This is a genomic window from Escherichia sp. E2562 (genome assembly GCF_005781075.1).
Classification (GTDB): domain Bacteria; phylum Pseudomonadota; class Gammaproteobacteria; order Enterobacterales; family Enterobacteriaceae; genus Escherichia.
The window spans coordinates 102,367-126,561 of record NZ_VATM01000004.1 but is presented as its reverse complement, the minus strand read 5'-3'; the positions used below and the strand labels follow the sequence as shown (position 1 = coordinate 126,561).

The following is a 24,195-nucleotide window of genomic DNA, read 5'->3' as shown; positions in this document are numbered from 1 at the left end:
GGAGCTGCCAATGGATCACTACCTTGAGATCCTCGTTCTACCAGATCCTGAATTTTCGAGCGAAATGTTGATGGCGGCGTTATTTGCCAAACTGCATCGGGCATTAGGTGCAAGAGGGCAAGGCGATATCGGCGTAAGTTTCCCGGACGTAAATGTTATGCCAGGAGCGCGTTTACGCTTGCATGGTAGCGCCCAGACATTACAGGCGCTTGAAGCCTCAGCGTGGCGTAAAGGACTAACGGACTATTGCCAATGTTCACCTGTCACTCCCGTTCCAGAAATAAAGGGCTGGCGAGTAGTAAGCCGTGTGCAGGTTAAAAGTAACCCCCAGCGTCTGTTAAGGCGTTCAGTGAAAAAAGGCTGGCTTACTGAAGAACAGGCGATTGAGCGACTGGCGATGCAAGCTGAACAGCGGACCGACTTACCTTTTCTTAATATGAAGAGTTTGTCGAGTCAGCAACAGTTCAAATTGTTTATCCGACACGGGGATTTGCGTACAGAACCGGTTAAAGGGGTATTCAGTAGTTATGGATTAAGCGCAACCGCTACAATTCCCTGGTTTTGATTGGTTAGTTGTAATGTAATGTATAAAAGACCTGGCCTTACCGTCAGGTCTTTTTGTCTATTGAAAAGCCGATTTCTGGCTGGAAATAGAATAAAGAATTCAATGCCCTACACTTTCATCAGTATATGGATATTTATTTAAAACAAGCAATCCGCAATGAATTATACGTATTAATCTATCTTGCAATGACATCAAATAATGCCGAATAGTAAACAAGGAAAATATTTTTATGGGTATTTTTTGCTGGGTATGTGTTTTTTATAATTTGATTTAAATCACGAAAACAACTTGTTTACATTGCGATAGCAAATGTAATTTGCGAAATTCATTTCCGAGAGGACAAAGACTCTTAATTACCTGGAATAAATTAGTTAAGGAATAGACTATGAAACGTTCAATTATTGCAGTTGCAGTATTATCTTCTCTTTTTATGAGTGCCGGGAATGCAGCGGAAGTGGAGAATGCAATGGGTACGTTAATTATTAACGGTAAAGTTGTAGGGACTACGTGTCAGTTCCTGAGTGGTAGTGATAATGCAACAATTGAGATGAGCGAGATTGGTATTGATCAATTTGAAAATGTACAAGTTGGCGCCCCCGTTACTACTTATTCAAATACAACATCTTTACCATTAAAAGTTAAATGTGGGGTTGGTGTTAAACCAAGAATTACTTTCTCCAGTACCCAATTTGAAGGCGCGGATTTAAATATTACTCGTAATACTGGTGATGCAAATGATGTTGGTTTTGCTGTCTTTTATGGACAAGAGGCTAGTACCGGCAACCAGATTACTGGTAATAAACCTGTTGAATTAACACCATCTGAAAATGGTGAGTATGATTTGCATTTTACGGCGCAATACGCAAAAGCAGGTGCTGACGTGAGTAAGGGTGGGGTGAAATCTACTATAACAATGACCGTTGTAACAGAATAATATGATGTTTATCGGCGGCTTTGGCCGCCGATTTCTCAAACAAGGATTGTTTAATGAAAAAATTAATAGCCTTCTTGCTGGCCAGCATGGTCACGCCTGCGTGGGGTGGTGTCTATATCTACGGCACTCGTGTTATTTATCCAGAACAGAAAAAAGAGATTACCGTTCAGCTAATGAATGAAGGTAATCGTAGCGCCCTGGTTCAGTCATGGATTGATGATGGCGATACCAGTCAGCCTCCAGAAAAAATTCACGTCCCGTTCGTGTTGACGCCACCGGTCGCTCATGTAAAAGGGGGGGAAGGGCAACAACTCAAAATCAAAAAATTGGCGAATACACTACCTAAAGATCGCGAAAGCCTGTTCTTCCTTAATGTGTTAGACATCCCACCTAATCATCCCGAATTAGAAGGTAAAAATGGCATCAAATTCGCGATGCAAAACCGCATCAAATTTATTTATCGTCCGGAGGGTATAGCTGGTGTCGATAAAGGAAGTTTTTCTCGACTGAATATAAGAACTGTCAGTAATGGTATTAATATAAAAAATAATTCAGCGAACTGGATAACTATTCCTGAACTGAAAGGCAATACCAAATTAAATAAAGAAACGCTGGTGCTAGCACCCTGGTCAGAACAGACCGTCACCACATCTTCCGTTGTTAGCCAGTACAATGTTACGCTGATTGATGATCATGGAAACTATTTGAGTGAAAAAGTAAAAACTGTCAAATAGATCAGGGATTGATTATGTCTAAACTTAATTCTATTACGCTGGCTATCCTGTCGGTGTTGGCAACTTCGTCTGCATGGGCGGAAGATGAAACATTTGACACCCATTTTATGATTGGCGGATTAAATGGGGAAAAAATTTCTGACTATCATATTGATAGTGATAAGCCGATGCCCGGTATCTATGATATGGATGTTTACCTGAATAATCAGTGGCGCGGACATTATAATGTCGATATTAAAGATGATCCGGATGCAACATGTTTATCCTGGGAGCAGTTAAAGCAAATAGGTATCCTCACTGAAGGAATTAATATCGATAAAAGCGTAGAATGCGTACCACTTCGGGAAGCGGTACAGGGCGGCAGCGTTGACTATGATATTGGGCATTTTAACCTGAAGTTAAGTGTACCCCAGGCCTATGTCATTGAGTATGAACGCGGATATGTCCCGCCTGAGGCATGGGATCGCGGGATAAACGCATTATATACGTCTTATTATGCCAGTCAGTATTACAGTAATTATAAGCACGGAGGAGATAATAAAAGTAGCTATTTAAATCTGAATAGTGGTTTGAATCTTCTGGGCTGGCAGTTGCATTCAAATGCCAATTATACGAAAAGTGACGAGAGCAGCGGTAAATGGAAGAGTAACACGTTATATCTGGAGCGCGGAATTCCACAAATTCTTGGCACATTGCGTGCTGGTGAAATGTATACTGGCTCCGATGTTTTTGACTCCGTGCGTTTTCGCGGTGTACGCCTTTGGCGCGATATGCAGATGTTGCCGAACTCTAAACAGAATTTTACTCCTGTGGTACGAGGTGTTGCCCAAAGTAACGCGCTTGTCACTATCGAACAAAATGGCTTTGTGGTTTACCAGAAAGAGGTTCCGCCAGGTCCATTCGCCATTGATGATTTGCAACTTGCTGGTGGTGGTGCAGATCTGGAAGTTACCGTAAAAGAAGCTGACGGTTCGGTGTCGCGTTATCGTGTACCTTATTCATCTGTACCAAATATGTTGCAACCGGGCGTTTCGAAATATGAATTTGCTGCCGGACGTAGCCGTATTGAGGGCGCCAGCGATCAGTCAGATTTTATTCAGGGAAGCTATCAGTATGGCCTTAATAATTTGCTGACTCTCTATGCTGGCACGCAGCTGTCTGATAATTACTCATCGTTTGTTCTCGGCACGGGATGGAATACACCGATTGGTGCTGTATCGGTTGATTTTACCCATTCACACAGTGAGCAAGATAACGGTGATGTATTTAATGGTCAAAGTTATCAGATTGCTTGGAACAAATATCTCTCTCAAAGTGGAACGCAATTTTCGCTGGCAGCCTGGCGTTATTCTTCTCGGGATTATCGTACTTTTAACGATCACGTTTGGGCAAATAACAGGAAAAGCTATAGTCGAGAAGATGACTCAGTTTATGATATCGCTGACTATTATCAGTACGATTTTGGTCGTAAGAACAGCTTTTCTGTAAATATAAACCAGTCATTACCGGAAAATTGGGGATATCTGTCGGTCAGCGGTCAATGGCGGGATTATTGGGAACGCAGCGGGACAGGGAAAGATTATCAACTCAGCTACTCGAACTCCTGGGAACGCCTTAGTTATACCTTGTCTGTTAGCCAGACCTACGATGAAGATAACCGCGAAGATAGACGCATTAACTTATATTTCTCAATTCCCTTCTCGTGGGGCGATGGAATCACTGAAAAACGACGAGATTTATTTGTTTCTAACTCAACCACTTTTGATAAAGACGGCTATCGGTCGAATAATACCAGCCTCAGCGGTGTAGCGGGGAGTCGCGATCAGTTCAGCTACGGGGCTAACTTAAGCCATCAACACCAGGACAGCGAAACAACAGCAGGTGGAAACCTGACCTGGCGTGCGCCATTGGCGACTATTGGTGGCAGCTATAGCCAGTCGAAAAGATATCAACAGATTAGCGGTAATATTCAAGGCGGTTTAGTCGCGTGGTCAGACGGTGTGGCACTGGCTCCCAGACTTTCCGATACGTTCGCCATCGTCAAAGCGCCGGGACTGGAGGGAGCGGCGGTGCAGGGATATCGTTACCTGACAACGGATAGCAGAGGCTACGCTATTTATGACAACCTGACGCCGTATCGTGAAAATACGTTGATGTTGGATATTGCCGACAGTAAAAGCGATGTGGCGCTACTGGGTAACCGTAAAAACACCGTTCCTTATCGTGGGGCGGTAGTGATGACGCAGTTTGATACTGATAAACGCAAACCCTGGTATTTCATCTCCCAACGACCTGATGGCTCTCCGTTGCCGTTTGGTTATGAGGTTGAAGATGAAAGTGGCAATAATGTGGGCTTAGTAGGACAGGGAAGTCGGATATTTATTCGCACCAATGATGTTCCCGCGTCGATTCGCGTCTCGGTTAATAAACAGCAGGAACAATTCTGCACTATTACCTTTGATAATGTTATTGATGAGAATAAAGTTTATATTTGTCGTTAAAGGATTTGTTTATGAAGAAATATTGGTTTTTGTTTTTACTGGCTTTGCCATTTTTGGGACAGGCTAAATGTACCTTGGGGCCTAATACAACAGCAAGCCAAACGATAGAACTAGATATGGCACAAGATACGGTAACGGCTGTGATTAATACAAACTTAGTGGATACGTTCACATGTAATGCAACAAGCGATAAAATGTATTATGCAACACCGTTAAAAGATTATATCGTTGAACTTAGAGAGTCGGATTCGGGGAAATCAATTTTTATGAAATTTAACCTTGAGAGTAGTGGTTTTCCTGTTTCTACTGGAACTGATTCCTTGGGTGCTTCTCCAAAAGAATATAACACTCAGGATGTTATAAATACCAAGCCATTCACTCTTAAGGCAGAATATGTTGCACCAACGAGTAAAGTAGACCATACAATAACCACCAATATCGACAAGATAACCATCCCGCGCCCCGCTATTAGCATACTAACAGATAACTCTTGCAATAATAATATCATATCATGGCTTTATTGTTGGTTTTCTGGGCGACTAAATAGTGATGTTTCTTATACTCAGAATATAGAATTTAGCATCAAACACAAACCTACAACCTGTAGTTTCTCGCAACCGACTTACGAAATAAGAATGCCAGAAACAACGATAAGTGAGATGCAATCTGCCAATAACACAAAATCAGGTTCTATAGATCTGGTTTTAAATTGTGACAGTGTTTATAACGTCACGACTAATCCAGTGACTTTTAAAGTTGCGCGCGGTGAATGGGATGATAGTGGAACCATTCTGAAAAACACATCGCTTAATGGTGCTAAGGGAGTTGGGTTCCAGATTTATAATGGTAACGCAACGACACCGTTAAAGCTGGGCGATACACTGATGAACAAATTAACTAAAATGGTCGCCATTGAGAATCAGTACACCTTCCCGATTACCGCGAAATATGTCCGCGTGAAGGAGGAAGCACTACAGCCTGGAGAAGTCCAAAGCAAAGCCATATTTGCCGTATCCTACGACTAGTGGGTATAGTAATCAGCCACTGATTTTCACGTACTTTCGAAGAGGAAGTACGTGTTTTTTATTTAAGGCGCATTAATGCGAAAAAAAAGCCCGTACTTTCGTACGAGCTCTTCTTAGAAGATGGCGGTGAGGCGGGGATTGACTCGCTTCGCTCGCCCTGCGGGCAGCCCACTCACTGCGTTCGCGGTCTGTCCAACTGGCTGCCGCCAGTTGTCGAACCCGGGTCCGGGCTTCTCACCCCGCCAGGACGGGTCACATGCGAAAAAAAGCCCGTACTTTCGTACGAGCTCTTCTCAGAAGATGGCGGTGAGGCGGGGATTCGAACCCCGGATACGTTGCCGTATACACACTTTCCAGGCGTGCTCCTTCAGCCACTCGGACACCTCACCAAATTGTTTTGCTGCCTGACCTCATGGGTGGCAACGGGGCGCTACTATAGGGAGTTGGAGTAAAACGGTCAAGAAGAATTTATAGAGATTGATTCGTTTGGTTACGCAATGAACACGCAGTTTGCGTGACGGAGATTATGATCGTATGTGTTCTGTTCGATAGTTTATCAAAAGCTATGTATAAAATATGAGATTGAAGAAGTACCAAATCGACCCTTTTTTTAGGTTGAAATGTAACTCATTGATTTTGTTTATTTCTATTTTGAAGTCTGGAAAAAGGGTTTGAATCTACGACTGTGTAAGTTTTAACAGTAAATCAATCGGATAGTCTGCTATTATTCCAGTTCACTGCCGTACAGGCAGCTTAGAAAATCTCGCCGTTAAAAATCATTCCCCGCTCTTTGTTCACTGCCGTACAGGCAGCTTAGAAAGCCTCGAACGGCGAGACGTCCGTTCCGACGGTGTTCACTGCCGTACAGGCAGCTTAGAAAGTGAGCGTAGACCAGCCAAAACGCAGCAGGCCGTTCACTGCCGTACAGGCAGCTTAGAAACAGGTATGAGCCAGCCGACTCAAACCGCGTTGGTTCACTGCCGTACAGGCAGCTTAGAAACGATGCGCGGCGCGGGGCTTGAGGGGGCAAGCGTTCACTGCCGTACAGGCAGTTTTCAAACACAACACTCCATCCTCCAATATTTATTCCCCGTAACTCCAGACGCAAAAAAGGCCGGTTAAACCGACCTTTTACTCGTTCTTTCTCTTCGCCCATCAGGCGGTAAAGCAATCAGCGACTACGGAAGACAATGCGGCCTTTGCTCAGGTCGTACGGGGTCAGTTCAACAGTCACTTTGTCGCCCGTCAGGATGCGGATGTAGTTTTTGCGCATTTTACCGGAGATGTGTGCAGTAACCACGTGACCGTTTTCTAACTCTACGCGGAACATGGTATTAGGCAACGTTTCAAGAACGGTACCTTGCATTTCAATATTGTCTTCTTTGGCCATCTAATCCTCTGGGGTATCACTACCGTAATTTGAACCGGCAAGATAATGCCGAAGTTCTGTAAATAAGTAAAGATTTGTGCGCTAATTCGCAACAAACAGGTTTGGCACATAACTCCGAAAACACACGGCTAAGCCGCACTATAAGCGCAACGTATAAGGGAGCGGTGAGATAAACGGTGGGCGTTACCTGACGCGAAAAATTCCTTATCGGCAGCGGAGTAATGAGCATAACCAACTCTGCGACCGCAATTATAACACTCTGGGGAGAAATGTGCCGAAAACATTCATTCTTGTGGTGAAAACAATCGCCGTGGTACCCAGAAATTATTTGGTAACCGTTCGGGGCGCAGTTGATTGAGATAATTGAGGTAATCCCGGCGAGGAATTTCGCAGGCACCAAGCGAGGCCGTATGGTCATTTAATACCTGGCAGTCGATAAGCTTGCCGCCGTGGCGGATAAATTCGTCACAAAAAACCAGGAGCGCTGTTTTCGAGGCATTCTCCATGCGGCTGAACATCGACTCGCCACAAAACAGTGTTCCCTGCGCTACGCCGTACATGCCGCCGACAATTTCGCCTTCACGCCACACTTCTATGGAATGGGCATGGCCCAACTCGTGAAGACGATGGTAGGCTTCGACGACGTCACGCGTTATCCAGGTCCCTTCTTCGCGATCGCTGGCGCAGCCTTCAATGACCTGACCAAACGCGTAATTCAGCGTGACGCGATAGGGAGAGCGCTTATGAAAACGTTTCATGCTGCGGCTGATGTGCAGTGATTCAGGCCATAAAACCGCACGAGGATCAGGCGACCACCAGAGAATAGGATCGCCCGGAGAAAACCACGGGAAAATACCGCGCTGATAAGCCATGAGCAGCCGCGCAGGGCTAAGATCGCCTCCCAGCGCCAGCAGACCGTTAGGCTCACGTAATGCGCCTTCCGGGGAAGGGAAGGCTATTGAATGGCGAGAAAGCTGAACCAGGCGCATGACTGCAAAACTCCACTACGCAAGTCGGATCGTTCAATAATAGCTTACAAACCCTGCTTAAACTGGTAATAACGCCCCTGTCTGGCAAGCAGTTCTGCATGAGTACCTTGTTCAATAATTTGCCCGTTGTCCATCACTATTATTTGCTGAAAATGTGAAAGTCCACGCAGCCGATGTGTAACCATCAATAGCGTTTTCTCACGCATCATTTCAGTCAGTAATTCGAGGATCTGACTTTCAGTCGTGGCATCTAAGCCTTCGGTTGGTTCATCCAGCAATACTAACGGCGCATCGTGCAATAGCGCACGGGCGATAGCCAGACGACGCAGTTCGCCGCCGGAAAGCTGACGTCCGCCTTCTCCCAACCAACTGTTGAGCCCTGTGTCTTCGAGTAGTTTCTCCAGACCGACACGACGGAGAATTTCAGCAAGAGTCTCATCAGTAGCGCCAGGTGCGGCGAGTAACAGATTATCGCGCAGTGTGGCGCTAAACAGATGCACTCGCTGCGGCACAACGCTGATGGTCTGGCGCAATGTCGATTCATTCAGGTCAGAGATCGGGCTGCCGTTAAGCAAAATCTCACCCTGTTGCGGGTCCCATGCACGGGTTAGAAGTTGTAACAACGTTGATTTGCCGCATCCGGTTCGCCCGAGAATCGCAATATGTTCTCCGGCGTTTGCCTGAAGAGAAATCCCTTTGAGCGCTTGTTGGGATTGTTCCGGATAAGTGAACACAACATCCCGTAATGTCAGGGAAACCTGCTCAGGAACGGCGGACTGAGTATCCGGAAAGGTCACTTCTGGTTTTTGGTCAGTTAAGTCAGTGATACGCACGGCAGAAGCAATAACTTGCCCCAGATGCTGAAATGCACCTGTCACCGGAGCCAGGGCTTCGAATGCAGCCAATGCACAGAAGACAAACAGCGCAATTAACGCACCCGGCTGGCTATTACCGCCAACGCCGCCGGAGGCCATCCATAGCATCAGAATCACCGCCAGCGCGCCAATCAACAGCATAATTGCCTGCGAGAGCGCAGTCAGTTCGGACTGACGACGTTGCGCTTCCAGCCACTGAATTTCGGTGTTCTCTAACTGCGTACGATAACGATCGCTGGCACCAAAAATGGTCAGTTCAGCTTGCCCTTGCAGCCAGGCGGTTAACTGTTGGCGATACTGACCGCGAAGATGGGTAAGGTTTTGCCCGGTGCTTTTCCCCGCTCGATAAAACAGCGGCGGCATCAGGAAAAGCGTCAGCAACATAATGCCGCCCAGCGTGAAGGCGAGGGTGAAATCAAGAAAACTTAACCCGACAGTCACCACCATAATTACCACAAAAGCCCCTACCAGCGGTGAGATAACGCGCAAGTAAAGATGATCGAGCGTATCAACATCGGCGACGACGCGGTTGAGCAATTCGCCCTGGCGATAGCGGGCCAGCCCGGCAGGGGAGAGAGGCAACAGCTTGCTGAAGGTGTAAATGCGCAAATGCTGCAACACGCGGAAAGTCGCATCGTGACTCACCAGACGTTCAAAATAGCGCCCGGCGGTGCGGGTGATTGCCGCGCCACGTACACCTGCGGCAGGTAGCATGTAGTTAAAGCTGTACAGTCCTGCAACTCCCGCCACTGCCGAAGCGGAGAGGAACCAACCAGAAAGCGTCAACAAGCCGATACTGGCGAGCAGTGTGACAATTGCCAGCACAATACCAAGACTTAACATCCACTTATGACGCTTATATAGAGCCAGATAAGGAAGTAACGCGTGCATTTAAATCTCCTCCTGACGGTGGGCCAGCAACGTGGCGAATGGACCGTTAGCCACGCTTAAATCAGCGTAACAACCTTGCTCGATAATTTGGCCATCCTGCATCACCCAAATGACGTCCCAGTCAGCGAGATCTTCTAATTGGTGGGTGACCATCAGCGTTGTCTGGCGCTGCGAGGCTGCGTTTAGCGCCTGCATCACACGCTGCTCGCTGTGTGCATCGAGGCTGGCTGCAGGTTCATCCAGTAATAACAGTGAGCAGGGATGAAGTAATGCACGCGCTACGGCCACACGTTGTGCCTGACCTACGGAAAGGCGAGCTGCCTGATCGCCCACGGGAGTATCGATACCTTGCGGCAGGAGCGGCAGAAACTCACTGACCCAGGCGTTATCCAGGGCCGTTTGTAACTCTTGCTCGCTGGCATCCGGTCGTGCCAGCAGCACATTGTCTCGTACTGTTGCCGCGGGTAATTGCGGATTCTGGCCAACCCATGAGAGATGTTTTCGCCATGATTCCGGAGATAAATCCCGCAATTCAATGCCGTTGATTTGCAGCGAGCCTTGATAAGAGAGAAAACCGGAAAGCGCATTTAATAGTGAACTTTTCCCGGATCCGCTTCGTCCCACCAGTACCGCACGTTTGCCTGCAGGTAGTGTAAAGTTCAGCGGGCCAGCCAGTGTTTTACCTTCAGGCGATGTGATGAACAGCTCTTTGGCTTCAATGGTCACTGGTTCGGTAGACGTTAACTCAACGTCACCACGCTGTGGATGGGCGAGCGGTGTTTCCATAAATGTTTTCAGGCTGTCAGCCGCGCCAACAGCCTGGGCTTTGGCATGATAAAACGTGCCGAGATCACGTAACGGCTGGAAAAACTCGGGGGCGAGGATCAACGCAAGGAAGCCCGCAGCCAACGTCACGCCCGTGCTGTAGTGGCCGAAATCCAGCTCACCAAGATAAGAGAAACCAAAGTACACCGCGACCAGGGCAATCGACAGCGAGGTAAAGAATTCAAGAATACCGGAGGATAAAAACGCCAGGCGTAATACTTCCATGGTCCGTTGGCGAAAATCTTCCGAAGCCGAACGGATACTTTCAATTTCAGCCTCGCCACGACCAAAAATACGCAGGGTTTCCATGCCGCGCAGACGATCGAGAAAATGCCCACTTAAGCGAGCAAGCGCGAGAAAGTTGCGTCGGTTAGCATCGGCAGCACCCATCCCAACTAAAGCCATAAACAACGGAATTAACGGTGCAGTGCCGAGTAAAATAAGTGCCGCGGCCCAGTTAGAAGGGAAAATTGCGACGACAATCAGTAGTGGCACTGAGACTGCCAGCGCCATTTGCGGTAGGTAGCGAGCATAGTAATCATGCATATCGTCAATTTGCTCAAGCACCAGCGTCGCCCAGCTCCCCGCAGGTTTGCCCTGAATCCAGGCCGGCCCCGCCTGCTGCAAACGGTCAAGAACCTGGCGGCGGATGGCAAAACGAATATGTTGCCCGGCGTGATAGCCCACCCGTTCGCGTAACCAGACCACCCATGCACGTAGCACAAAGGTCATCACCAGCAAGGTAAAGGGAAGCAGCAAGGCTTCTCGGGGGATGTTCTCCATAATCATATGTTGCAGAATTCGCGCCATAAACCAGGCCTGGGCAATTATTAATATGCCGCTCACAAAGCCCAGCAGACGAGAAATATTCAGCCAACGTTGGGAGATGACGCTTTGCTGTTTTAACCAGCGGGTTAACTCTTTTTGACGGGATTTATTCATTGCACGCTTAGCAGGTGAGTTATCAGAATTATTTGCAGAGCAATGTTACAACGGGGAAAAAATAAAGGCGACCCATAGTCGCATGGTGTCGCCTTCTTTACTTTTGTTACTGATTTGTAAAATTATTTTGCGTCAGCTAAACCGTCGAGGTAGCGTTCCGCATCAAGTGCTGCCATGCAGCCTGTACCGGCAGAAGTAATGGCCTGGCGATAAATATGATCCATCACGTCACCTGCGGCAAAGACGCCCGGAATGCTGGTCTGGGTGGCATTACCATGAATACCCGACTGCACTTTGATGTAGCCGTTTTCCAGTTCCAGTTGTCCTTCAAAAATAGCCGTGTTCGGACTGTGACCGATAGCAACAAACAGACCAGCAACGTCGAGAGACTCGATATTATCGCTGTTTTGCGTATCGCGCAGACGAACGCCAGTGACGCCCATCTGATCGCCGATCACTTCTTCCAGCGTACGGTTGGTGTGCAGAATGATGTTGCCGTTCTCCACTTTGTCCATGAGACGCTTAATGAGGATTTTTTCCGCACGGAAACCATCGCGGCGGTGGATCAAATGTACTTCGGAAGCGATGTTAGACAGATACAGCGCCTCTTCAACTGCAGTATTGCCGCCGCCGATAACCGCCACTTTTTGGTTACGATAGAAGAATCCATCGCAGGTTGCACAGGCAGAAACCCCACGGCCTTTAAAGGCTTCTTCAGAGGGCAGGCCGAGATAGCGTGCAGAAGCCCCGGTGGCAATAATCAGCGCATCGCAGGTATATTCGCCGTTATCGCCAGTCAGGCGGAACGGACGATTCTGCAAATCCACTTTATTGATGTGGTCAAAAATAATTTCAGTTTCAAACTTGGTAGCATGTTCATGCATGCGTTCCATGAGCAACGGGCCGGTCAGATCATTTGGATCTCCTGGCCAGTTTTCTACTTCAGTGGTCGTCGTCAGCTGGCCGCCTTTTTCCATGCCGGTAATCAGCACCGGTTGCAGGTTGGCGCGTGCCGCGTAGACAGCAGCGGTATATCCCGCCGGGCCTGAGCCCAGGATAAGCAGTTTACTGTGTTTGGTCGTGCCCATGAGATCCCCATAGTTGTTGGCAGACAATGGGCAGGATTGTAGGGAATTTACAGACGTAAAAAAAGAGTATGACGATTTTGTTAACGATTTGTGCAATCGTCAAAAGCGATAATCGTGTCAAATTCTCCCGTCATTATCACGTCTGCTACTTAATTTTTCCGGTTTATAAGCCGATTAAATGATGATTAAACGTCACTGTTAATGAATAACTGGCATGTTGTACTAAAAAACGATGTTTTGCTTTGACAATCACCTGGTGTTTTGCGAAAACATTCGAGGAAGAAAAAAACAGTATTGTTATGTGCGCATAATCATGCATGTAAATACCATGTTTACCGTGCTAGTGAAATCTACGCATGGCGTGGACAGACGCCATTCGTGATGTCGATAGCTGCCTCAAGGCAACGGTCTTCTCACCGTAGACCCAGGCATTGCGAGCCGTGAATCTTAATGATTTCGGTCTATCGTGACAGGTAGCGACTCTGAACAGTGATGTCTTCAGGGTCAGACAGGAGTAGGGAAGGAATACAGAGAGACAATAATAATGGTAGATAGCAAGAAGCGCCCTGGCAAAGATCTCGACCGTATCGATCGTAACATTCTTAATGAGTTGCAAAAGGATGGGCGTATTTCTAACGTCGAGCTTTCTAAACGTGTGGGACTTTCCCCAACGCCGTGCCTTGAGCGTGTGCGTCGGCTGGAAAGACAAGGGTTTATTCAGGGCTATACGGCGCTGTTGAACCCGCATTATCTGGATGCATCACTTCTGGTATTCGTTGAGATTACTCTGAATCGTGGCGCTCCGGATGTGTTTGAACAATTCAATACCGCTGTGCAAAAACTTGAAGAAATTCAGGAGTGTCATTTAGTATCCGGTGATTTCGACTACCTGTTGAAAACACGCGTGCCGGATATGTCAGCTTATCGTAAGCTGCTAGGGGAAACCCTGCTGCGTCTGCCTGGCGTCAATGACACACGGACATACGTTGTTATGGAAGAAGTCAAGCAGAGTAATCGTCTGGTTATTAAGACGCGCTAACACGGAACAGGTGCAAAATAGGCGTATTTTGATTACACTCCTGTTAATCCATACAGCAACAGTACTGGGGTAACCTGGTGCTGTTGTCCGTTTTAGCATCGGGCAGGAAAAGCCTGTAACCTGGAGAGCCTTTCTTGAGCCAGGAATACACTGAAGACAAAGAAGTCACATTGACAAAGTTAAGCAGCGGGCGCCGACTTCTGGAGGCGTTGCTGATTCTTATTGTCCTGTTTGCCGTCTGGTTGATGGCAGCCTTATTAAGCTTTAACCCTTCGGATCCCAGCTGGTCGCAAACGGCCTGGCATGAGCCTATCCATAATTTAGGCGGGACGCCTGGCGCGTGGCTGGCAGATACGCTGTTCTTCATTTTTGGCGTGATGGCTTACACCATCCCGGTCATTATTGTTGGCGGCTGTTGGTTTGCCTGGCGTCATCAGTCCAGCGATGAGTACGTTGACTATTTCGCCGTTTCGCTAAGAATTATTGGCGTGCTGGCGCTTATCCTTACGTCCTGTGGCCTTGCGGCAATCAACGCGGACGACATCTGGTATTTTGCCTCCGGTGGTGTAATCGGTAGTTTATTAAGCACTACGCTGCAGCCGCTGTTGCACAGCAGTGGTGGGACCATTGCGCTGCTCTGTGTTTGGGCGGCTGGCCTGACGCTGTTTACCGGCTGGTCCTGGGTGACCATTGCCGAAAAACTGGGGGGCTGGATTTTAAACATCCTCACTTTCGCCAGTAACCGCACTCGTCGCGATGATACCTGGGTTGATGAAGAAGAGTATGAAGACGACGAAGAGTATGAAGACGAAAAAAACGGCAAACAGCATGAATCGCGCCGTGCTCGTATTCTTCGTGGCGCGTTAGCGCGTCGTAAACGTCTGGCGGAAAAATTCATCAATCCGATGGGGCGGCAAACAGACGCTGCCTTGTTCTCCGGTAAGCGGATGGATGATGAAGACGACATTACCTACACTGCGCGCGGCGTAGCCGCTGATCCTGATGATGTCCTCTTTTCGGGCAACCGTGCAACGCAGCCAGAATATGACGAATACGATCCATTATTAAACGGTGCACCAATTACCGAACCTGTTGCTGCGGCAGCTGCTGCTACCACGGCGACGCAAAGCTGGACAGCTCCGGTTGAACCTGTTACTCAGACGCCGCCTGTTGCGTCGGTTGATGTTCCACCTGCTCAACCTGCTGTTGCCTGGCAGCCTGCGCCAAGGCCGCAAACGGGCGATTCGGTCATTGCCCCAGCGCCGGAAGGTTATCCGCAACAACCTGTGCAGTCACAGCAGCCATATTATGCGCCTGCTGCGGAACAACCTGTTCAACAACCATATTACGCACCAGTGCCTGAACAGCCGGTTCAGCAGCCGTATTATGCGCCTGTTGCGGATCAACCTGTTCAACAACCATATTATGCACCAGTGCCTGAACAACCAGTGGCTGATAACGCGTGGCAAGCCGAGGGGACACAATCCACTTTTGCGGCGCAGTCTACATACCAGCCTGAGCAAACCTACCAGCAGCCAGCCGTTCAGGAGACGTTGCGTCAACAGCCGCAACCGGTTGAACAGCCGCCTGTTGTAGAACCTGAACCGGTTGTTGAAGAAACAAAACCTGCGCGTCCGCCGCTTTACTACTTTGAAGAAGTTGAAGAGAAGCGTGCGCGCGAACGTGAGCAGCTCGCCGCTTGGTATCAGCCTATTCCTGAACCAGTTAAAGAACCTGAGCCTGTTAGACCTGTTCAGTCAGCTAAATCTGTTCAGTCATCGCCGACTGCTGCCGCAGTCCCTCCGGTAGAAGCCGTGGCTGCTGTTTCGCCGCTGGCATCGGGCGTGAAGAAAGCGACTCTGGCGACGGGGGCCGCAGCAACGGTTGCTGCACCTGTTTTTAGCCTGGCAAATAGCGGTGGACCTCGACCACAAGTGAAAGAGGGGATAGGCCCGCAGTTGCCACGACCAAAGCGTATTCGTGTTCCGACTCGTCGTGAACTGGCATCGTATGGCATTAAACTACCTTCACAACGAGCCGCCGAAGAGAAAGCTCGCGAAGCGCAGCGCAATCAATACGATTCTGGCGATCAGTATAACGATGATGAAATCGATGCGATGCAGCAAGATGAGTTGGCACGTCAGTTTGCCCAGGCACAGCAGCAACGCTATGGTGAACAGTATCAGCATGATGCGCCAGTTAACCCTGAAGATGAAGATGCAGCGGCGGAGGCTGAACTGGCTCGTCAGTTTGCCCAGACTCAGCAGCAACGTTATTCCGGTGAACAACCTGCGGGAGCAAATCCATTCTCGCTGAATGATTTTGAATTTTCACCGATGAAAGCGTTGGTGGATGATGGCCCACACGAGCCACTGTTTACGCCCATTGTTGAACCACAGCAACCGGTAGCGCCGCAGCAGCAGTATCAGCAGCCACAGCAACCGGTAGCGCCGCAGCAGCAGTATCAGCAGCCGCAACGACCGGTGGCACCGCAGCCGCAGTATCAACAGCCGCAGCAGCCAGTAGCGCCGCAGCCGCAATATCAGCAGCCGCAGCAACCGGTAGCGCCGCAGCCGCAATATCAGCAGCCGCAGCAACCGGTAGCGCCACAGCCGCAATATCAGCAGCCGCAGCAACCGGTAGCACCACAGCCGCAGGATACCCTGCTTCATCCGTTGTTAATGCGCAACGGTGATAGCCGTCCGTTGCATAAACCAACGACGCCACTACCCTCGCTGGATTTGCTGACACCACCGCCAAGCGAAGTTGAGCCAGTAGATACCTTTGCGCTTGAGCAAATGGCGCGTCTGGTAGAAGCACGGCTGGCCGATTTCCGCATTAAAGCTGATGTGGTCAATTATTCACCAGGACCTGTAATCACCCGTTTTGAGTTGAACCTGGCGCCGGGCGTAAAAGCCGCACGTATTTCTAACCTGTCACGCGACCTTGCCCGTTCATTGTCGACCGTGGCGGTGCGTGTGGTTGAAGTCATTCCTGGTAAACCTTACGTAGGTCTGGAGTTGCCGAACAAAAAACGACAAACCGTTTATCTGCGCGAAGTGCTGGATAACGCGAAGTTCCGTGATAACCCATCGCCGCTGACGATTGTTTTGGGTAAAGATATCGCAGGCGATCCGGTCGTAGCCGATCTGGCTAAAATGCCTCACTTGCTGGTTGCGGGGACCACTGGTTCCGGTAAGTCGGTGGGTGTAAACGCCATGATCCTGAGCATGCTCTATAAAGCGCAGCCGGAAGATGTTCGTTTCATTATGATCGACCCGAAAATGCTGGAGCTTTCGGTTTATGAAGGCATCCCGCATCTGTTAACGGAAGTCGTAACAGACATGAAAGATGCTGCCAACGCTCTGCGCTGGTGCGTAAATGAAATGGAACGCCGTTATAAGCTGATGTCGGCACTGGGAGTGCGTAATCTTGCGGGGTATAACGAAAAAATTGCTGAAGCGGACCGAATGATGCGTCCGATTCCAGACCCGTACTGGAAGCCAGGTGACAGTATGGATGCCCAGCATCCAGTGCTGAAAAAAGAGCCGTACATTGTAGTGCTGGTGGATGAATTTGCCGACCTGATGATGACGGTAGGTAAAAAAGTGGAAGAGTTGATTGCGCGTCTGGCGCAAAAAGCCCGTGCCGCAGGTATTCACCTCGTGCTGGCAACGCAGCGCCCTTCGGTGGATGTTATTACGGGGCTGATTAAAGCGAACATTCCAACCCGTATCGCCTTTACCGTATCCAGCAAGATCGACTCACGTACCATTCTTGATCAGGCTGGCGCGGAATCACTGCTTGGTATGGGGGATATGCTTTACTCCGGGCCGAACTCAACCATGCCGGTACGTGTCCATGGTGCTTTTGTTCGCGATCAGGAAGTTCATGCCGTGGTGCAGGACTGGAAAGCGCGTGGTCGTCCGCAGTATGTAGATGGCATCACCTCCGATAGCGAAAGCGAAGGCGGAGCTGGTGGTTTCGACGGTGCTGAAGAACTGGATCCGCTGTTCGATCAGGCGGTGGCGTTTGTCACTGAAAAACGCAAAGCGTCTATTTCTGGTGTTCAGCGTCAGTTCCGCATCGGTTACAACCGTGCTGCACGCATTGTTGAACAGATGGAAGCGCAAGGGATCGTCAGCGAACAGGGTCACAACGGTAATCGTGAAGTACTGGCTCCGCCACCGTTTGACTAATTAGTGCATCGTAGGCCGGATAAGACGCGATAGCGTCGCATCCGGCACTCTATCAACTGAAAATTCAGTATTTTCTTCTTTCCTCAAGCTGATTATTAGCCTGGAATAGAGAGTAGAGGGAACTCCCGATCGGGAGTGACGTAATTTGAGGAACAATGATGAAAAAAATTGCCATCACCTGTGCATTACTCTCAAGTTTAGTGGCGTCCAGTGTTTGGGCTGATGCCGCAAGCGATCTGAAAAGCCGTCTGGATAAAGTCAGCAGCTTCCACGCCAGCTTCACACAAAAAGTGACTGACGGTAGCGGCGCGGCGGTGCAGGAAGGTCAGGGCGATCTGTGGGTGAAACGTCCAAACTTATTCAACTGGCATATGACTCAACCTGATGAAAGCATTCTGGTTTCTGATGGTAAAACACTGTGGTTCTATAACCCGTTTGTTGAACAGGCTACGGCGACCTGGCTGAAAGATGCCACCGGGAATACGCCATTTATGCTGATCGCACGTAACCAGTCCAGCGACTGGCAGCAGTACAACATCAAACAGAACGGCGATGACTTTGTTCTGACGCCGAAAGCCAGCAATGGCAATCTGAAGCAGTTCACTATTAACGTGGGCCGTGATGGCACCATCCATCAATTCAGCGCGGTGGAACAGGACGATCAACGCAGCAGTTATCAGCTGAAATCCCAGCAAAACGGTGCTGTGGATGCAGCGAAATTTACCTTTACCCCGCCGCAAGGCGTAACGGTAGATGATCAACGTAAGTAGAGGCACCTGAGTGAGCAATCTGTCGCTCGATTTTTCGGATAATACTTTTCAACCTCTGGCCGCACGTATGCGGCCAGAAAATTTAGCACAGTATATTGGCCAGCAACATTTGCTGGCTGCGGGGAAGCCGTTGCCGCGCGCTATCGAAGCCGGACATCTGCATTCCATGATCCTCTGGGGGCCGCCAGGTACCGGTAAAACTACCCTTGCCGAAGTGATCGCCCGCTATGCAAATGCTGATGTGGAACGTATTTCTGCTGTCACTTCTGGCGTGAAAGAAATTCGCGAAGCGATAGAGCGCGCGCGGCAAAACCGCAATGCCGGTCGCCGTACCATTTTGTTTGTCGATGAAGTGCATCGCTTTAATAAAAGCCAACAGGATGCGTTTCTGCCACACATTGAAGATGGCACCATCACGTTTATTGGTGCAACCACTGAAAACCCGTCGTTTGAGCTTAATTCGGCGCTGCTTTCCCGTGCTCGTGTCTATTTGCTCAAATCCCTGACCACCGAGGATATAGAGCAAGTACTGACTCAGGCGATGGAAGACAAAACCCGCGGCTACGGTGGGCAGGATATTGTTCTGCCAGATGAAACACGCCGCGCGATTGCTGAACTGGTGAATGGCGACGCGCGCAGGGCGTTAAATACGCTGGAAATGATGGCAGATATGGCCGAAGTCGATGACAGCGGCAAACGTGTCCTGAAGCCTGAGTTACTCACCGAAATTGCTGGTGAGCGTAGCGCTCGTTTTGATAACAAAGGTGATCGCTTTTACGATCTGATTTCCGCGCTGCATAAATCGGTACGCGGTAGCGCACCTGATGCGGCGCTGTACTGGTATGCGCGGATTATTACTGCGGGCGGTGATCCGTTATATGTCGCACGTCGCTGCCTGGCGATTGCTTCAGAAGATATCGGTAACGCCGATCCGCGGGCGATGCAGGTGGCGATTGCTGCCTGGGATTGCTTTACCCGCGTAGGTCCGGCAGAAGGTGAACGCGCCATTGCCCAGGCGATTGTTTATCTCGCTTGTGCGCCAAAAAGTAACGCTGTCTACACCGCGTTTAAAGCCGCGTTAGCTGATGCCCGTGAACGCCCGGATTATGACGTGCCAGTACACCTGCGTAATGCGCCAACCAAACTGATGAAGGAAATGGGCTACGGGCAGGAATATCGTTACGCCCACGATGAAGCAAACGCTTATGCTGCCGGTGAGGTTTACTTCCCGCCGGAAATAGCACAAACGCGCTATTATTTCCCGACAAACAGAGGCCTTGAAGGCAAGATTGGCGAAAAGCTCGCCTGGCTGGCTGAACAGGATCAAAATAGCCCCATAAAACGCTACCGTTAATGTTATCGTTGCGGTAATGTTGTTACTGTATCCCTGTGGTCGCAGGCTGTGGCCACATCTCCCATTTAATTCGATAAGCACAGGATAAGCATGCTCGATCCCAATCTGCTGCGTAATGAGCCAGACGCAGTCGCTGAAAAACTGGCACGCCGGGGCTTTAAGCTGGATGTAGATAAGCTGGGCGCTCTTGAAGAGCGTCGTAAAGTATTGCAGGTCAAAACGGAAAACCTGCAAGCAGAGCGTAACTCTCGATCGAAATCCATCGGCCAGGCGAAAGCGCGCGGGGAAGATATCGAGCCTTTACGTCTGGAAGTGAACAAACTGGGCGAAGAGCTGGATGCAGCAAAAGCCGAGCTGGATGCTTTACAGGCTGAAATTCGCGATATCGCGCTGACAATCCCTAACCTGCCTGCAGATGAAGTGCCGGTTGGTAAAGATGAAAATGACAACGTTGAAGTCAGCCGCTGGGGTACCCCGCGTGAATTTGACTTCGAAGTTCGTGACCACGTGACGCTGGGTGAAATGCACTCCGGCCTCGACTTTGCGGCAGCGGTTAAGCTGACAGGTTCGCGCTTTGTGGTGATGAAAGGGCAGATCGCTCGCATGCACCGAGCACTGTCGCAGTTTATGCTGGACCTGCACACCGAGCAGCATGGCTATAGCGAAAACTATGTCCCGTACCTGGTTAACCAGGATACGCTGTACGGTACGGGTCAGTTGCCGAAGTTTGCTGGCGATCTGTTCCATACTCGTCCGCTGGAAGAAGAAGCTGATACCAGCAACTACGCGCTGATCCCAACTGCAGAAGTTCCGCTGACCAACCTGGTTCGCGGTGAAATCATCGATGAAGATGATCTGCCGATCAAAATGACCGCTCATACCCCATGCTTCCGTTCTGAAGCCGGTTCTTATGGTCGTGATACCCGTGGTCTGATTCGTATGCACCAGTTCGACAAAGTTGAAATGGTTCAGATCGTGCGTCCGGAAGATTCAATGGCGGCACTTGAAGAGATGACTGGTCATGCGGAGAAAGTCCTGCAACTGCTGGGCCTGCCGTACCGCAAAATCATCCTTTGCACTGGCGACATGGGCTTTGGCGCTTGCAAAACTTACGACCTGGAAGTATGGATCCCGGCGCAGAATACCTACCGCGAGATCTCTTCCTGCTCCAACGTCTGGGATTTCCAGGCGCGTCGTATGCAGGCACGTTGCCGCAGTAAGTCTGACAAGAAAACCCGTCTGGTTCATACCCTGAACGGTTCTGGTCTGGCTGTTGGTCGTACGCTGGTTGCGGTAATGGAAAACTATCAGCAGGCTGATGGTCGTATTGAAGTACCAGAAGTTCTGCGCCCGTATATGAACGGACTGGAATATATCGGCTAATATCCAACTATTCTGAATCTAAAAAGCGCCTGCGGGCGCTTTTTTTATCTCCCTTTGATACCAAACAATAATTATAGCTGACTTAAGCGCAATACTACTTTCGAGTGAAAATCTACCTATCCCGTTGATTTTCAAATTATTCGATGTATACAAACCTATATAGCGTGCCGCTATGAAAATAATTACATAAGACGGTTTGTTACTGGAATCAATCGTAAGCAAGCTTGAGTGAGCCATTATGAAAACGAAAATTCCTGATGCGGTATTGGCTGCTGAGGTGAGTCGCCGTGGTTTGGTAAAAACGACAGCGATCGGCGGCCTGGCGATGGCCAGCAGCGCGTTAACATTACCCTTTAGCCGGATTGCGCACGCTGCTAATAGTGTCGCTCCGGCAAATTCAGACGAAAAGGTGATATGGAGCGCCTGTACTGTTAACTGTGGCAGCCGCTGTCCACTGCGTATGCATGTAGTGGACGGCGAAATCAAATATGTCGAAACGGATAATACCGGGGATGACAATTACGAAGGACTGCACCAGGTGCGCGCGTGCCTGCGTGGGCGTTCTATGCGTCGCCGCGTTTACAATCCCGACCGCCTGAAATATCCGATGAAACGAGTAGGTGCTCGTGGCGAAGGTAAGTTTGAGCGTATTAGTTGGGAAGAAGCCTACGATATCATCGCCACGAATATGCAGCGCCTGATAAAAGAGTACGGTAACGAATCCATCTATCTGAACTATGGTACCGGTACGCTGGGCGGCACCATGACCCGTTCCTGGCCGCCGGGAAATACTCTGGTAGCGCGTTTGATGAACTGCTGCGGCGGTTATCTGAACCATTATGGTGACTACTCCTCGGCGCAAATAGCCGAAGGTTTGAACTATACCTATGGCGGCTGGGCCGATGGCAACAGTCCGTCAGATATCGAAAATAGTAAACTGGTGGTGCTATTTGGTAACAACCCTGGCGAGACGCGTATGAGCGGCGGCGGGGTGACCTATTACCTGGAGCAGGCGCGGCAAAAATCAAATGCACGTATGATCATTATCGATCCGCGCTATACCGATACGGGCGCCGGACGCGAAGATGAATGGATCCCGATTCGTCCGGGAACAGATGCGGCACTGGTTAACGGTCTGGCGTATGTCATGATCACCGAAAACCTGGTTGATCAGGAATTCCTCGACAAATATTGTGTCGGCTACGACGAAAAAACGTTGCCTGCCAGCGCGCCGAAAAATGGTCACTACAAAGCGTATATTCTGGGTGATGGGCCAGACGGTGTTGCCAAAACACCGGAATGGGCCTCGCAAATTACCGGTATCCCGGCAGATAAAATCATCAAACTTGCTCGTGAAATCGGTAGCACCAAACCGGCATTTATCAGCCAGGGGTGGGGGCCGCAGCGCCATGCCAACGGTGAAATCGCCACGCGTGCCATTTCGATGCTGGCAATCCTCACCGGGAACGTCGGTATTAACGGTGGTAACAGCGGTGCGCGAGAAGGTTCATACAGCTTACCGTTTGTGCGGATGCCTACCCTGGAAAACCCGATTCAGACCAGCATTTCCATGTTTATGTGGACCGATGCCATTGAACGTGGCCCGGAAATGACGGCACTGCGTGACGGTGTGCGCGGGAAAGATAAGCTGGATGTTCCGATCAAGATGATCTGGAACTATGCCGGTAACTGCCTGATTAACCAGCATTCGGAAATCAACCGTACCCATGAAATCCTCCAGGATGATAAGAAGTGTGAGCTGATTGTGGTTATCGACTGCCACATGACCTCATCGGCGAAATATGCTGACATCCTGCTGCCGGACTGCACTGCCTCCGAACAGATGGACTTTGCGCTGGATGCATCCTGCGGGAATATGTCTTACGTCATTTTCAACGACCAGGTCATTAAACCGCGCTTTGAATGTAAGACTATCTACGAGATGACCAGCGAACTGGCAAAACGTCTTGGCGTCGAGCAGCAGTTTACTGAAGGTCGTACCCAGGAAGAGTGGATGCGTCACCTGTATGCCCAGTCGCGCGAAGCGATTCCGGAACTGCCAACCTTTGAAGAGTTCCGCAAACAAGGGATCTTTAAAAAGCGCGATCCGCAAGGGCATCACGTCGCTTACAAAGCCTTCCGTGAAGATCCGCAGGCAAATCCACTGACCACGCCATCGGGCAAAATTGAGATCTATTCACAGGCGCTGGCTGACATTGCCGCCACCTGGGAATTGCCGGAAGGCGATGTGATCGATCCGCTGCCGATCTATACACCGGGCTTTGAAAGTTATCAGGATCCGCTCAACAAACAGTATCCGCTGCAGCTTACGGGGTTCCATTACAAATCTCGTGTTCACTCGACTTACGGTAACGTAGACGTGCTGAAAGCAGCTTGCCGTCAGGAAATGTGGATCAACCCACTTGATGCGCAAAAACGTGGTATCAGCAACGGCGATAAGGTGCGGATCTTTAACGATCGTGGTGAAGTCCATATTGAGGCGAAAGTGACGCCACGAATGATGCCGGGCGTGGTCGCATTGGGCGAAGGTGCCTGGTATGACCCGGATGCGAAACGTGTCGATAAGGGCGGTTGTATTAACGTACTGACCACTCAACGTCCGTCTCCTCTTGCCAAGGGGAATCCATCACATACGAACCTTGTTCAGGTTGAAAAGGTGTAAGGAGTAAC

The 24,195-nt window shown here is 49.6% G+C and carries 16 protein-coding genes, 1 tRNA gene and 1 CRISPR repeat array; of the genes, 11 read left to right on the top strand and 6 right to left on the bottom strand.

Features of this window, described 5'->3' with window-relative positions; translation table 11 throughout:
• Positions 1-10 precede the first annotated feature (10 nt).
• The 5 genes from cas6f to FEK43_RS07430 all read left to right on the top strand — a co-directional run bounded on the left by cas6f (position 11) and on the right by FEK43_RS07430 (position 5,759).
• Positions 11-565, top strand: coding sequence for a type I-F CRISPR-associated endoribonuclease Cas6/Csy4 (gene cas6f / locus FEK43_RS07450; RefSeq protein ID WP_130261260.1), 555 nt, complete (start codon positions 11-13; stop codon positions 563-565).
• 385 nt (positions 566-950) lie between these two features.
• Positions 951-1,499, top strand: coding sequence for a fimbrial protein YehD (gene yehD / locus FEK43_RS07445; protein ID WP_135408962.1), 549 nt, complete (start codon positions 951-953; stop codon positions 1,497-1,499).
• A 53-nt stretch (positions 1,500-1,552) separates the two neighbouring features.
• A complete protein-coding gene (locus tag FEK43_RS07440; RefSeq protein ID WP_138158488.1) occupies positions 1,553-2,233 on the top strand; it encodes a fimbrial assembly chaperone in 681 nt (226 codons plus the stop codon).
• 14 nt (positions 2,234-2,247) lie between these two features.
• Positions 2,248-4,734, top strand: coding sequence for a fimbrial biogenesis outer membrane usher protein (locus FEK43_RS07435; RefSeq protein ID WP_135408964.1), 2,487 nt, complete (start codon positions 2,248-2,250; stop codon positions 4,732-4,734).
• Between the two features lie 11 nt (positions 4,735-4,745).
• Positions 4,746-5,759, top strand: a complete 1,014-nt coding sequence (locus FEK43_RS07430) for a fimbrial protein (protein ID WP_135408966.1) — start codon at positions 4,746-4,748, stop codon at positions 5,757-5,759.
• Between the two features lie 301 nt (positions 5,760-6,060).
• Here the strand turns inward: FEK43_RS07430 and FEK43_RS07425 are convergent.
• The 6 genes from FEK43_RS07425 to trxB form a co-directional block, all read right to left on the bottom strand.
• A tRNA-Ser gene (locus FEK43_RS07425) sits at positions 6,061-6,148 on the bottom strand.
• A 343-nt stretch (positions 6,149-6,491) separates the two neighbouring features.
• Positions 6,492-6,819: direct repeats of the CRISPR family, unit length 28 nt; unit sequence GTTCACTGCCGTACAGGCAGCTTAGAAA.
• 111 nt (positions 6,820-6,930) lie between these two features.
• Positions 6,931-7,149: a translation initiation factor IF-1 gene (infA, locus tag FEK43_RS07420; protein ID WP_001040187.1), complete on the bottom strand. Its 219-nt coding sequence runs from the start codon at positions 7,147-7,149 to the stop codon at positions 6,931-6,933.
• Positions 7,150-7,433: 284 nt separating this feature from the next.
• Complete coding sequence (gene aat / locus FEK43_RS07415; RefSeq protein WP_130205277.1) at positions 7,434-8,138, bottom strand: leucyl/phenylalanyl-tRNA--protein transferase; 705 nt, start codon at positions 8,136-8,138, stop codon at positions 7,434-7,436.
• A gap of 44 nt (positions 8,139-8,182) precedes the next feature.
• A complete protein-coding gene (gene cydC, locus FEK43_RS07410; protein WP_135406302.1) occupies positions 8,183-9,904 on the bottom strand; it encodes a cysteine/glutathione ABC transporter ATP-binding protein/permease CydC in 1,722 nt (573 codons plus the stop codon).
• Entirely contained in the window at positions 9,905-11,671 is a 1,767-nt protein-coding gene (cydD, locus tag FEK43_RS07405; protein ID WP_138158486.1) for a cysteine/glutathione ABC transporter permease/ATP-binding protein CydD, read from the bottom strand. It lies immediately after the preceding gene.
• A gap of 122 nt (positions 11,672-11,793) precedes the next feature.
• Complete coding sequence (gene trxB, locus FEK43_RS07400; protein WP_130205283.1) at positions 11,794-12,759, bottom strand: thioredoxin-disulfide reductase; 966 nt, start codon at positions 12,757-12,759, stop codon at positions 11,794-11,796.
• A 544-nt stretch (positions 12,760-13,303) separates the two neighbouring features.
• Between trxB and lrp the strand changes: the two genes are divergently transcribed.
• The 6 genes from lrp (at position 13,304) to dmsA (ending at position 24,187) form a co-directional block, all read left to right on the top strand.
• Complete coding sequence (lrp, locus tag FEK43_RS07395) at positions 13,304-13,798, top strand: leucine-responsive transcriptional regulator Lrp (RefSeq protein ID WP_000228473.1); 495 nt, start codon at positions 13,304-13,306, stop codon at positions 13,796-13,798.
• Positions 13,799-13,932: 134 nt separating this feature from the next.
• Positions 13,933-17,997 (top strand): DNA translocase FtsK, encoded by a 4,065-nt coding sequence (ftsK, locus tag FEK43_RS07390; protein WP_138158484.1) that lies wholly within the window; start codon positions 13,933-13,935, stop codon positions 17,995-17,997.
• Between the two features lie 158 nt (positions 17,998-18,155).
• The gene (gene lolA, locus FEK43_RS07385) at positions 18,156-18,767 is read left to right on the top strand and encodes an outer membrane lipoprotein chaperone LolA (RefSeq protein WP_001295343.1); all 612 of its coding nucleotides are present in this window, start codon (positions 18,156-18,158) and stop codon (positions 18,765-18,767) included.
• Positions 18,768-18,777: 10 nt separating this feature from the next.
• Positions 18,778-20,121, top strand: coding sequence for a replication-associated recombination protein RarA (gene rarA / locus FEK43_RS07380; protein ID WP_130205287.1), 1,344 nt, complete (start codon positions 18,778-18,780; stop codon positions 20,119-20,121).
• 90 nt (positions 20,122-20,211) lie between these two features.
• On the top strand, positions 20,212-21,504 hold the full coding sequence (gene serS / locus FEK43_RS07375) for a serine--tRNA ligase (RefSeq protein ID WP_000886683.1): 1,293 nt from the start codon (positions 20,212-20,214) through the stop codon (positions 21,502-21,504).
• A 238-nt stretch (positions 21,505-21,742) separates the two neighbouring features.
• The gene (gene dmsA, locus FEK43_RS07370; protein ID WP_130215687.1) at positions 21,743-24,187 is read left to right on the top strand and encodes a dimethylsulfoxide reductase subunit A; all 2,445 of its coding nucleotides are present in this window, start codon (positions 21,743-21,745) and stop codon (positions 24,185-24,187) included.
• The last annotated feature ends 8 nt before the right edge of the window (positions 24,188-24,195 follow it).

Excerpts from the sequence above, each read along its gene's own strand:
- cas6f (WP_130261260.1), top strand. The coding sequence starts at position 11 with ATGGATCACTACCTTGAGATCCTCGTTCTACCAGATCCTGAATTTTCG.
- yehD (WP_135408962.1), top strand. The coding sequence starts at position 951 with ATGAAACGTTCAATTATTGCAGTTGCAGTATTATCTTCTCTTTTTATG.
- FEK43_RS07440 (WP_138158488.1), top strand. The coding sequence starts at position 1,553 with ATGAAAAAATTAATAGCCTTCTTGCTGGCCAGCATGGTCACGCCTGCG.
- FEK43_RS07435 (WP_135408964.1), top strand. The coding sequence starts at position 2,248 with ATGTCTAAACTTAATTCTATTACGCTGGCTATCCTGTCGGTGTTGGCA.
- FEK43_RS07430 (WP_135408966.1), top strand. The coding sequence starts at position 4,746 with ATGAAGAAATATTGGTTTTTGTTTTTACTGGCTTTGCCATTTTTGGGA.
- infA (WP_001040187.1), bottom strand. The coding sequence starts at position 7,149 with ATGGCCAAAGAAGACAATATTGAAATGCAAGGTACCGTTCTTGAAACG.
- aat (WP_130205277.1), bottom strand. The coding sequence starts at position 8,138 with ATGCGCCTGGTTCAGCTTTCTCGCCATTCAATAGCCTTCCCTTCCCCG.
- cydC (WP_135406302.1), bottom strand. The coding sequence starts at position 9,904 with ATGCACGCGTTACTTCCTTATCTGGCTCTATATAAGCGTCATAAGTGG.
- cydD (WP_138158486.1), bottom strand. The coding sequence starts at position 11,671 with ATGAATAAATCCCGTCAAAAAGAGTTAACCCGCTGGTTAAAACAGCAA.
- trxB (WP_130205283.1), bottom strand. The coding sequence starts at position 12,759 with ATGGGCACGACCAAACACAGTAAACTGCTTATCCTGGGCTCAGGCCCG.
- lrp (WP_000228473.1), top strand. The coding sequence starts at position 13,304 with ATGGTAGATAGCAAGAAGCGCCCTGGCAAAGATCTCGACCGTATCGAT.
- lolA (WP_001295343.1), top strand. The coding sequence starts at position 18,156 with ATGAAAAAAATTGCCATCACCTGTGCATTACTCTCAAGTTTAGTGGCG.
- serS (WP_000886683.1), top strand. The coding sequence starts at position 20,212 with ATGCTCGATCCCAATCTGCTGCGTAATGAGCCAGACGCAGTCGCTGAA.
- dmsA (WP_130215687.1), top strand. The coding sequence starts at position 21,743 with ATGAAAACGAAAATTCCTGATGCGGTATTGGCTGCTGAGGTGAGTCGC.